The following is an 11,975-nucleotide window of genomic DNA, read 5'->3' as shown; positions in this document are numbered from 1 at the left end:
GTTTGATATTACCATAAAAATATCTAAAGTGACATGATAAAGAAGATTCCCTGTTTCTTGTTGGTTCCCTTTTTGTTAATTAACTCAATTGTAAAGGCGCAGCCTCATCAGGAATTACAGAATACATTTAATTTATCGGGCCAATGGCGTTTTCAGGCTGATTCGCTGGATAAAGGCGTCGAACAGCAATGGTTTAACCGGAAGCTGCCGGATGCCATTACATTGCCCGGCTCTATGACCACGAATGGAAAAGGAAATGATATCGATGTGTTTACGCCCTGGACAGGAAGTATCTGGGACTCTTCCTGGTTCGTAAAACCTGAGTATGCTGCTTATCGTAAAAAGGGAAACGTTAAAGTGCCCTTCTGGTTGCAGCCTGTTAAATATTATAAAGGCCCTGCCTGGTACCAGAAAACAGTAACCGTTCCGGCGGCCTGGAAAGGCAAACAACTGGAATTGTTCATTGAACGCAGCCATTGGGAAACTACTGTTTGGGTAGATGGTGCAGCGGTTGGTATGCAGAACAGCCTGGGCACGCCACATGTTTTCGATCTTAGCAAAGTGCTTACGCCAGGCACCCATCAAATTACCATTCGCATAGATAACCGGGTCAAGGATGTTGATGTTGGCCAGAACTCACACAGCATCTCCGATCACACGCAGAGTAACTGGAATGGCATGATAGGCCGGTTAGCATTGAACGCCCGTTCACCAGTGTATGTAAAGGATGTGCAATTGTATCCGGATATAATGACCAAAGAAGTGTTAGCGAAAGTGACCATCGCGAATGCCACCGGCAAACCGGCTAAGGCCACCCTTCAATTGCAGGCAACCGCCCAACACTCCCCTGCAGAGAAATTAAAATCCCTGACAAAAGATATTGAGATAACGGGTGACAGCGCCACTCTGGAGATGCACTATTCAATGGGTACAAAGCCATTGCTGTGGGATGAGTTCGAACCCAACCTGTATACGTTGAAAGTACAGCTAATACAAAGCGGGGGTAAAGATGAAAAGCAGGTTCAGTTCGGCATGCGCGCATTCGCGGCGAATGGTACCCAATTCACCATCAACGGCCGGCCAGCTTTTTTACGGGGAACCCTGGAGTGTGCCATATTCCCGAAAACAGGCTACCCGCCCACGGACGTGGCTTCCTGGCTGCACATTTTCAAAGTAGCCCGTTCTTTTGGCCTGAACCATATGCGCTTTCATTCGTGGACGCCGCCTGCTGCCGCCTTTGACGCTGCAGACCGCATGGGTTTCTACCTGCAGGTAGAATGTTCCTCCTGGGCCAACCAGGGAGCTACCATTGGTGATGGCAAACCGCTTGACCAATATATGTATGAAGAAAGCGAACGGGTGGTGAAAGCCTATGGTAACCATCCCTCGTTTTGCCTGATGGCGTATGGGAATGAACCTAACGGCAAGAACCACGTTAAATACCTGACAGATTTTGTAGCCTACTGGAAAAATAAAGATCCCCGGCGCTTGTATACCACGGGCGCCGGTTGGCCGGTCATTGACAAACAGGACTTCAACAGCAGCCCTACGCCACGCATCCAACGCTGGGGCGAAGGGTTGAAAAGTATTATCAACGGTCAGCCGCCAAGAGCAGACTATAATTGGAGTAACCTCATATCTAAATGGCAACTGCCGACTGTAAGCCATGAGATCGGGCAATGGTGTGTGTACCCCGATTTTAAAGAAATTAAAAAGTATACCGGCGTATTAAAAGCAAAGAATTTTGAGATCTTCAGGGACAAGCTCAATAGCCATGGCATGAGCAAGCTGGCCGACAGCTTTTTGCTGGCTTCCGGCAAACTGCAGGTATTGTGTTATAAAGCCGATATAGAAGCCGCCCTGCGTACGCCTGGTTTTGCAGGTTTTCAGCTGCTTGATCTGCATGATTTCCCCGGACAGGGAACAGCGCTCGTGGGCGTGTTGAATCCTTTTTGGGAAGAAAAAGGGTATGTTACTGCTAAAGCGTATAGCCGTTTCTGTAATGCGGTGGTGCCCCTGGCAAAATTGCCTAAAATGATCTATCTTAATAATGAAGAGTTATCGGTGCCGGTGGAAGTGGCGCAATTTGGCCCAACTGTGCTTGACCAGGTAACGCCGGCCTGGGTAATCACCAATGAAAGGGGTAAAACACTATTCCAGGGACAATTGCCAACAACCAATATTCCTTTAGGAAATGCCATTCCGTTAGGAACGATCAGGTTATCCCTGCAAGCCGTACAACGGCCGGAAAGACTTACGCTAACGGTTTCTGTTGGGGCGTATCAAAATTCCTGGGACCTGTTTGTATATCCGGCTTCATTGTCAGACAACGCCCCGGACGTGCTCGTGACCGGGCAGCTGGATGCAAAGGCGCTGGAGACCCTTGACAAAGGAGGGAAAGTGTTGCTGAGCCTGAAAAAAGACACCCTGCAGCAAGGTAAACCGGGAAACATTGCCATCGGTTTTTCAAGTATTTTCTGGAATACAGCCTGGACAAGCAGTCAGCCCCCGGTTACCTTAGGAATATTATGTAATCCCCGGCATCCTGCGCTGGCTTCCTTTCCGACCCAATACCACAGCAACTGGCAATGGTGGGATGGCATGCGTCATTCGAGGGCCATTCAGCTCGACTCGCTTGCAAAGGGACTGCAACCAATTGTGCGGGTGATCGATGATTGGGTAACTGCCCGTCCCCTGGGCCTGATCGTAGAATGCAAAGTTGGAAAAGGCAGGTTGTTGTTGTCGGGCATTGATCTGCTAACAGACCAGCACAACCGGCCGGAAGCGAGGCAGTTATTGTACAGCCTGAAGCAGTATATGGGTGGGAATGCCTTTCAGCCAGCTACATCAGTGAGAGTAGACAAGCTAAAGTCATTGGTGAATGGTGAGTGGTGAATGGTGAGTGGTGAATGGTGAGTGGTCAATGGTGAATGGACAATGGTGAATTTTCTGAGAACTGCGAACTAAGAACTTTAAACTATGAACTGTAAACTCCATAAGATTGTCCATCTTTTTCGAAGTATTTTCCATTTTGCAGTCGTTGCTTCAAAACTAAGTTTGTTATAAAACTAATTCTAACGTAAATGAACAAATCAATTATACAGGTGTGGGAAGAAAAAGTAACGATTCCGACCTATGAAGTAGGTGAACCGGATAAAAATCCCATGTTCTTTGAAAAGCGGGTGTATCAGGGAAGCAGTGGCGTTGTATATCCTAACCCGGTTATTGAAAAGATCTATGATGAGAAAAAGGACAAGGAATACCAGGCGCTTTTCCTGGAGAACCAATACCTGAAGATCATGATCCTGCCGCAACTGGGCGGCCGCGTACAAATGGCGTATGACAAGATAAAGCAACGGCATTTTATCTATTATAACCAGGTTATTAAACCTGCGCTGGTTGGCTTGTGCGGCCCCTGGATCTCAGGAGGCATTGAATTTAACTGGCCGCAACACCACCGGCCCAGCACGTATGAGGCGGTAGATTACTCCATAGAAGAAAACGAAGACGGCAGCAAAACGGTTTGGGTAAATGAAGTAGAGCGCATGTTCCGTACAAAAGGAATGGCAGGGTTTACATTATATCCCGACAAAGCTTACCTGGAAATAAAAGTAAAATTGTACAACCGCACGCCCCTGCCCCAGACCTTTTTATGGTGGGCTAATCCGGCGGTGCGGGTGAACGATCATTATCAATCTGTATTTCCGCCAGACGTAAATGCCGTTTTTGACCATGGTAAAAGAGATGTGTCTACCTTTCCTATTGCTACCGGCACTTATTATAAAGTAGATTACTCGCCAGGTACCGATATTTCCCGCTATAAAAACATACCGGTGCCTACTTCTTACATGGCCGTCAATTCAGACTACGATTTTGTCGGTGGCTATGAGCATGACACCCAGGCGGGCGTTTTGCATGTTGCCAACCACCATGTATCACCCGGTAAAAAACAATGGACCTGGGGGCACAGCGACTTCGGCCAGGCCTGGGACCGGAACCTCACCGATGAAGATGGTCCTTATATTGAGCTCATGACCGGTGTGTTCACCGACAACCAGCCTGATTTCAGCTGGCTGATGCCCTATGAGGAAAAATCATTCACCCAATACTTTATGCCTTACCGTGAGTTGGGTGTGGTGAAGAACGCCACCAGGGATGTATTGATGAATGTAGAGAAAATCAACGGTGAACTGCAGGTGAAGGTGTTTGCTACTTCGGCCCAGGTACTGAAGATCCTATTGTCAAAAGATGACCAGGTTCTATTGAATGAAGTTATTCTGGCCAGTCCGGAAAAAGTATATACAAAATCATTGGCTGTTGCTGAAGAGATAACAGCCGATAATATTTTGTTCGTGCTCACGAACAAAGACGGGAAAGAAGTATTGCGGTATGAAAGCAAGGCCAATAAACAAAGTGACATTCCAGAGCCGGCCAAAGCAGCATTGGAACCAAAGGATGTGGAGAATAACGAGCAATTGTTTTTAACCGGCCTGCACCTGGAGCAATACCGCCATGCTACCTACAGCCCTGTGCCGTATTACGAAGAAGCATTACGCAGGGACCCGAAAGATATCCGCAACAATAATGCACTTGGATTATGGCTGCTTCGCAGAGGACAGTTTGCGAAGAGCGAACCCTATTTCCGGAAAGCGATTGAAACCCTCACTTCCCGCAATCCCAATCCATACGACGGGGAACCATATTATAATTTAGGCTTGTGCTTGAAAATGCAGGGCCGGTTAAAGGAAGCATACAATGCATTTTACAAATCAACCTGGAACAGTGCCTGGCAGGACAGTGGCTTTTTTTCAGTAGCCCAAATAGATTGTGCCCACGGTAATTTCGACCTGGCGCTTGAGCATATCGAAAGATCACTTGACCGGAATGCAAAGAACAGCAAGGCCATGGCGGTTAAAGTACTTGCCCTGCGAAAACTTGGATTGAATCAAACTGCTGTTAAAGCATGCGCATCGGCTTTGGAAAAAGATCTTTTTAATTTATCCATCCTCTTTGAACAGCACAAGCTGTTCAGCCATTTGGGCAATGCGGCTGCTGCAAAAAATTCCCTCGATCAATTGCTGCAGATCGCCAGGGGAAATGCACACAATTATTTGGAATACGCACTGGATTATATGGCTGTCGGGGCTTACCAGGAAGCAATAGAATTGCTGCAACTGGCAGTTGAACAGAATGCAGGGCCCGATTCGCCGATGCTCTGGTACTACCTGGGATGGGCGTATCAGCAGTTGGGTGAAGCAGAGAAGGCCATGACCCATTTTGTAAAAGGCGCACAGGCCGATCCGCGTTGTTGTTTTCCGAACCGGCTGGAAGATATTGCCGTATTGCAAATGGCTGCTACTGTAAATACAGCCGATGCCCGCGCGCCGTATTACCTCGGCAATCTCTGGTACGATAAACGCCAATATGAGGATGCCATCGCCGGCTGGGAATTGGCCGTGCACAGAGATGCTTCCTTCCCTACCGCATTCCGTAATCTGGGCATTGCATATTTCAATAAACGGAACGACCCAGAGAAAGCGCTGCACTGTTACGAAAACGCATTTGCATTGGATACAACGGATGCGCGGGTACTGATGGAGCTGGATCAATTGTACAAACGCCTGAACAGATCACCCAGGAAACGGCTGGCATTTTTGGAGGAACATGTAGCTGTTGTCGGTCAACGGGATGATCTTTACCTGGAAAGGGCTGCTTTGTACAATTTCCTGGGCGAATTTGAAAAGGCCTATGAACTGATCATGCAACGGCAATTCCATCCCTGGGAAGGCGGTGAAGGCAAGGTGTCAGGACAATATATTTATAGCCTGGTGGGAATGGCCCGTCAGCTGATCGAGGCTGCACAATTTGAAAAGGCTATTGCATTGCTTGAGCAGGCGCAGGTATATCCGCCTGGTTTGGGCGAAGGCAAACTGCATGGCGCCCAGGAAAATGATATTTTCTATTGGTTGGCTTCCGCATACGAAGGTTTGGGCAATACGAAAAAAGCGACTGCTTTTCTGCATAAAGCCACCGAGGGACTGGCCGAACCAACCGCTGCCATGTTCTATAACGATCAGCAGCCCGACAAGATCTTTTACCAGGGCCTGGCCTGGAACGCGCTGGGCGAAAAAGATAAAGCCCACCAGATATTTACCCGGCTGGTAGAATATGGAGAAACACATTTGCAGGATGTGGTGAAGATCGATTATTTCGCGGTATCGCTGCCCGATCTGTTGATCTTCGAAGATGACCTGCAACTGCGCAATCAAACGCATTGCTATTACATGATGGGACTTGGCTATCTTGGATTACATAAAGAAGAAGCAGGCGCCTGTTTGAAAAAAGCGCTGGATCATGACGCCATGCATTTTGGCGCACAAACCCATCTTGAAATGGTGAAAAAAGTTGAAAAGTTAATAAGCTAACATGAACCGTGGCACGGTTTGGTCTCACATAACGAACTATGCATTATAAATTTAAACGAACGCTTTCTATATTAGGTCTCCTATGTTTTTGTCTACACCTGTATGCCCAACAAACCGTCTCGCTGGCTGGGCAATGGCAGGTGCGACTGGATTCACTGAATAAGGGGTTGAATGAGCAATGGTATAATCAACATACGGGTACCGCTATCCGTTTGCCGGGTACGCTTGACGATGCAGGCCTCGGCCGCAAATCGACCCTTACCGCCAATAAACTGGAAAAAGCAGTCCTGCTGCAACTTACAAGGAAACACTCGTATATTGGCCCCGCATGGTACAGTAAGGAGATCGTTATACCACAAGGCTGGGCAAAGAAACATCTTGAGCTGTACCTGGAGCGGGTGATCTGGAAAACACGGGTATGGTTAGATGGGCAGGAGATCGGCAGCGAAGAAAGTTTATCAGCCCCGCAACGGTTTCAACTAGGCGCCCTGCAGAAACCAGGCAGGCATTTACTGGTGATTCGTATCGACAACAGCAAACAGTATGATATCAGTCACAAGGATTATGCCCATGCCTACACCGATGGTACGCAGATCATCTGGAACGGTGTGATCGGAAAGCTGCAATTAAGGGCGAGAGATCCTTTGTACATTGATCACATTCAAACCTGTCCCGATGTAAAGGGCCGGTCGGTAACCGTGTCCCCTGCCCTGCAAAACAATTTTCCGCATACAGTGAATGCCGCGCTGGAAGTGCAGGTACGTGACAAAAATAACAGAATAGTGGCTACCCGCAGGGAAACGGTAACGATCGATACGGGCGTTTCCAAAAAAGAAATAAAACTGTCGTTCGGAAATAACATCCAGCTGTGGGACGAGTTCCACCCCGATCTTTATCGTGTTCAGGTACTGCTTACGGCACAAAAGCCGGCAGTAAATGACAAGGCAGCCACCTCATTCGGAATGCGTGAAGTGACCAATGACAACGGTCTGTTGCAGGTGAATGGCCGGCGGATATTCCTGCGGGGAACCCTGGAATGTAATATATTTCCATTAACAGGGCATCCGCCGATGGAGAAAGCAGGGTGGTTCAAAGTATTTCGAACAGCCAAAATATATGGATTAAACCATTTACGTTTTCACTCCTGGTGCCCGCCCAAAGCAGCTTTTGAGATAGCAGATTCGATGGGTTTTTATTTACAGGTAGAATTACCGCTGTGGAGTATGACCGTTGGTGAAGATAAAAATACCAACCGTTTTCTGCAGGAAGAAGCAGTGCGCATCATCAGGGAGTATGGCAATCATCCGTCTTTTGTGTTTTGGTCGCTGGGCAATGAATTACAGGGCGATTTTCAATGGCTGGCCCAATTGCTGCAACAACTGAAAGCCGCTGATAACCGTCATTTGTACACCACTACTACGTTTACTTTTCAAAAAGGACATGGCACCTGGCCGGAACCCGGCGATGAGTATTTTATTACGCAATACACGAAGAAGGGCTGGGTGCGCGGCCAGGGTATTTTCAACACTTATCCGCCTAACTTTTCTACCGATTATTCAAAGGCCATGGACAGTTTGACGGTGCCCCTGATCACCCACGAGATCGGACAGTATTCCGTTTATCCCAATCTGCAGGAAATTAAAAAATACACGGGTGTTTTGGATCCCCTGAACTTCAAAGCCATTCAGCAAGATCTGGCGCGTAAAGGCCTGTTGAACCTGGCGCCGGCTTACACCATAGCCAGTGGCAGGTTCTCAGCGAATCTTTACAAAGAAGAAATAGAACGGGCTTTAAAAACAAAAGGGCTCAGCGGCTTTGAACTGCTCGATCTGCACGACTTTCCAGGCCAGGGTACTGCCCTGGTAGGTATACTGGATGCTTTCTGGGACAGCAAAGGATTGGTAACACCGGCAGAACACCGGATGTATTGCGGCGAAGTAGTGCCCCTGCTTCGTTTTGAAAAGGCAACCTATACCAACAACGAATCACTGGCAGCAACAGCCGAAGTGGCTAATTTCAGCAGTGGTGAATTAAAGAAAGTGGTACCGGTATGGACGGTCACCGACCAGCAGGGTAAGAAATGGTTCAGCGGCCGGCTCAATGCAAAAGACATTCCTATAGATAATGGAATTGAGCTGGGTACGATCAATCTTGATCTACGATCCATCACTATGGCCACACAACTTACCATTGAATTACGGCTGGAAGGCACAGCCTATAAAAACAAATGGACATTTTGGGTATATCCTGCTACGGTGCCATCAAACAATAACAATATAACATTTACTACTTCCGCAAAAGAGGCGCTGGAATTATTGCAGCAGGGGAAGCGCGTGTTGTTGAATCCGGATACCGCTCAGCTGAAAGGCGTGGAAGGGCGGTTTGCACCTGTGTTCTGGAGCCCGGTACATTTTCCCGACCAGCCAGGTACCATGGGTATCCTGTGTGATCCGAAACATCCGGCCTTACAGCATTTTCCAACCGACGCTTTCAGCAATTGGCAATGGTGGCACCTGATCACTTCGTCCAAAACAATGGTACTGGATTCATTGCCCCACCTCTCTCCCATTGTGACCGTCATTGACAATTTTTACAAGAATCGCCGGATGGCCAATGTGATCGAGGCGAAAGCAGGAAAAGGTAAACTGATCATCAGTAGCATCGATCTCTCGCACGACCTGGATAAGCGCCCGGCTGCACGACAGTTGCGCTACAGTTTGGAACAGTACATGAATAGTAGCTCTTTCAATCCGGTTACAGAAATTACTTACGAGCAGGTCAATCATTTATTAAAGGTTAATTGAAGAAATCTCAAATTACAAATCTCAAGATCCAAATAAAGAAATCTCAAATTACAAATCGCAAGAACCAAACAAACTTCAGATCACAACACATTCGACATTTTAAATCTTAAATTTTGGGATCTATATGGTACCTGGTATTTGGTTCTTGGAATTTATTATTTGGATCTTGGTATTTGGTTCTTGGAATTTATTGTTTGGATCTTGGTATTTGGTTCCTGGAATTTATTAAACACATTATATGTTTCGTTTGGTCTGGAAAGTTTTCTTCTTAGTGTTGTTCGTAGTGCCAGGCGCTGATAGCCGGGCGCAACAGCATGGGAGAAAAGCGCATAAGGGTTTATTGAATGAGATTGACAAAAGCCTGACAGCGTCGGTGGGGCAATATAAGCTTCTGGCGCAGCACCTGCCTGAAGACCGCTTTCCGGTCACTTATTATGAAGCCAGTAAAAAATGGGTCACCAGTGGTTCAGAGCCCTGGGTGGGTGGTTTTTATCCGGGTGGTTTGCTCTATTTATATGAAGCCACAAAGGATAGTTTTGTATATGCCGAAGCGCTGCGCAAATTAAAGGTCCTGGAGAAAGAGCAATTCAATAAGACCACACATGACCTGGGTTTTATGATGTATTGTTCTTTTGGCAATGCAAAACGCCTGGCCCCGCGGCCGGAATATGATACCGTTATCATCAACAGTGCAAGATCTCTGGCAAGCCGGTTCAACAAACAGGTGGGCTGCATCCGCTCCTGGGATTCCGATCCCGGCCGGTTTATGGTCATTATAGACAATATGATGAACCTCGAACTTTTATTCGCGGCTACGCGGCTCACCGGCGATTCCACTTATTACAAGATCGCAGTGACCCATGCCAATACCACGCTCAAACATCATTTCAGATCCGATTACAGTTCTTATCATCTGGTGATCTATGATCCCAAGGATGGAAGCATACTAAAAAAGCAGACGGTGCAGGGCGCAGCAGATCAATCGGCCTGGTCTAGGGGACAGGCATGGGGGTTATACGGGTATACGTTGATGTATCGCGAGACAAAAGATCCGGTATATCTGCAACAGGCGAACCGGATAGCGCAATATTTGTTAAACCATCCGAATTTACCGGCAGACAAGATCCCCTATTGGGATTTTAATGCGCCTGGTATTCCCGCAACCGCCCGCGACGTGTCAGCCGGCGCTGTTATTTGTTCAGCTTTGCTGGAGCTGTCGGGTCATGTGAACGGCAAAACCGCCAAAACCTATTTTACCGCAGCGGAAACCATGCTTCGCTCGCTTTGTTCGCCTGCCTACCTGGCTTCTGTAGGGGAAAACGGTGGATTTATTCTGAAACATGGCGTGGGTAATTATCCCAAGAACGCCGATATAGATGTGCCGCTGATCTATGCCGATTATTATTACCTGGAAGCGATGCTGCGGTATAAAAAGGCTAGCAGGCGTTAAGGTTATACCTGCAGCAATGCATTATGTTGGGTGTCTTGTCAGCGATTCGTCGTTAATCGCTTATGTTCATAAAATAACAGGGAGGTCTCCGTTTTTCCGGAGACCCGCCTGCTCCTTTCATCTCATCGCAACGAAATCTTTTCCATATTCTCCAGCTTTGCTTTCACACCCCAGCCGCCAAAGATCTCTCCTACCACAAACCACAGCTCATTCCTGCCTTTTTTTAGCGGTAAACAAAGCATGTCATAAAAGCCAATTGTCCCCAGAAAACGGTAATCACGCGACATAAACGCATCACTGCCGCCATATAGCGCCCGGTCATTCAAATACACTAATACATGATCGCTAAAACCGAATGAGATATTTTTAACCTGGTCAGTTGTTGATTCAATGACCAGTTTGGCCACCATTACTTTATTGGTATCTTTTGGTTGGGTAAATTTTGCCAGGTTGAGGGTGCCCGAGGGTTCACTGCTTTGGGTTTGCCAGTTAAGTTTCGATTTAATATCTGCGGTCAGTTGCGTTCTGTTGGCAAACAATTGCTGGCTTACCTGGTTGCTTACCTGCCATTGGGTAATAAGACCATCGGTTCCATTGGCCGGCACTGGCATAGCGGCTTGCGTGACCGGCGTCTTTATCGTGTATTGCAGATTGGCAAACCTGGCGGCAATGCCGCCCCCATACACAGAAATAGTCCCGGCTTTCGGATCACGCTTCAGCTCGGTAACTTTTGTCAAAGGCTTTTGCATATCATCGATGTAAATATCCGCCTGCCGGCCATGCACGTCGATCTTTATATGATGCCATTGCCCGAATTTGAATTGGGTGGCTTTTGAATACCCTTCACCATGATACAACTGCCAGCCAGCGCTGCCATTAAATACCGGTGTGTACTGGGTTGCGTCGGGATTGCCTGACTGGTGTGGCCGTACATAAAAGTTTTCGCCATTGCCGGCATCAAGCATGCGGAAGATAATACCGGGAAAACCACGCTCCTGCGCAAAACTCAGATCCACTTCAATAATGCCGTCCTGCAATTGCAGGTCTTTTATATATATAGAACCTTTTTTTAACAGGATACACTCTTTTCCCTGGTAGGTTTCTATCGTGCTCTCCGCTCCTTCTTTACTCCAACGGTCTGAAGTGAATGGAACGGAAACCGCCTGGCTATTGGCAGCCCAGCTGGTGGTTAGTAACGCGACGGTCAACAGGCTATAAAACTTTTTCATATATGTGTGATTTTTATCAGCCTGCAAGGAACAACAACACATAAAAACTTCATTCTCAATTAGCGTT

At 47.4% G+C, this 11,975-nt stretch carries 5 protein-coding genes; 4 read left to right on the top strand and 1 reads right to left on the bottom strand.

All coding sequences use genetic code 11. The features are described 5' to 3' along the window. Nucleotides 1-33 precede the first annotated feature (33 nt). The 4 genes from JUB15_RS16840 (at nucleotide 34) to JUB15_RS16825 (ending at nucleotide 10,679) form a co-directional block, all read left to right on the top strand. Nucleotides 34-2,895 (top strand): DUF8487 domain-containing protein, encoded by a 2,862-nt coding sequence (locus JUB15_RS16840; protein WP_207513663.1) that lies wholly within the window; start codon nucleotides 34-36, stop codon nucleotides 2,893-2,895. Between the two features lie 188 nt (nucleotides 2,896-3,083). Further along, complete coding sequence (locus tag JUB15_RS16835; protein ID WP_207513662.1) at nucleotides 3,084-6,425, top strand: DUF5107 domain-containing protein; 3,342 nt, start codon at nucleotides 3,084-3,086, stop codon at nucleotides 6,423-6,425. A 38-nt stretch (nucleotides 6,426-6,463) separates the two neighbouring features. Next, nucleotides 6,464-9,229 (top strand): DUF8487 domain-containing protein, encoded by a 2,766-nt coding sequence (locus tag JUB15_RS16830; RefSeq protein ID WP_207513661.1) that lies wholly within the window; start codon nucleotides 6,464-6,466, stop codon nucleotides 9,227-9,229. Nucleotides 9,230-9,467: 238 nt separating this feature from the next. After that, nucleotides 9,468-10,679, top strand: a complete 1,212-nt coding sequence (locus JUB15_RS16825; RefSeq protein ID WP_207513660.1) for a glycoside hydrolase family 88 protein — start codon at nucleotides 9,468-9,470, stop codon at nucleotides 10,677-10,679. A 122-nt stretch (nucleotides 10,680-10,801) separates the two neighbouring features. Here JUB15_RS16825 and JUB15_RS16820 read toward each other — a convergent pair whose 3' ends face one another. Continuing rightward, on the bottom strand, nucleotides 10,802-11,908 hold the full coding sequence (locus tag JUB15_RS16820; protein WP_207513659.1) for a 3-keto-alpha-glucoside-1,2-lyase-like domain-containing protein: 1,107 nt from the start codon (nucleotides 11,906-11,908) through the stop codon (nucleotides 10,802-10,804). Nucleotides 11,909-11,975: the final 67 nt, after the last annotated feature.

This window comes from Longitalea luteola, assembly GCF_017356035.1.
GTDB lineage: Bacteria > Bacteroidota > Bacteroidia > Chitinophagales > Chitinophagaceae > Niastella > Niastella luteola.
Note: the sequence above shows the minus strand (reverse complement) of the source record. Positions and strands in the feature narration are given on the sequence as shown.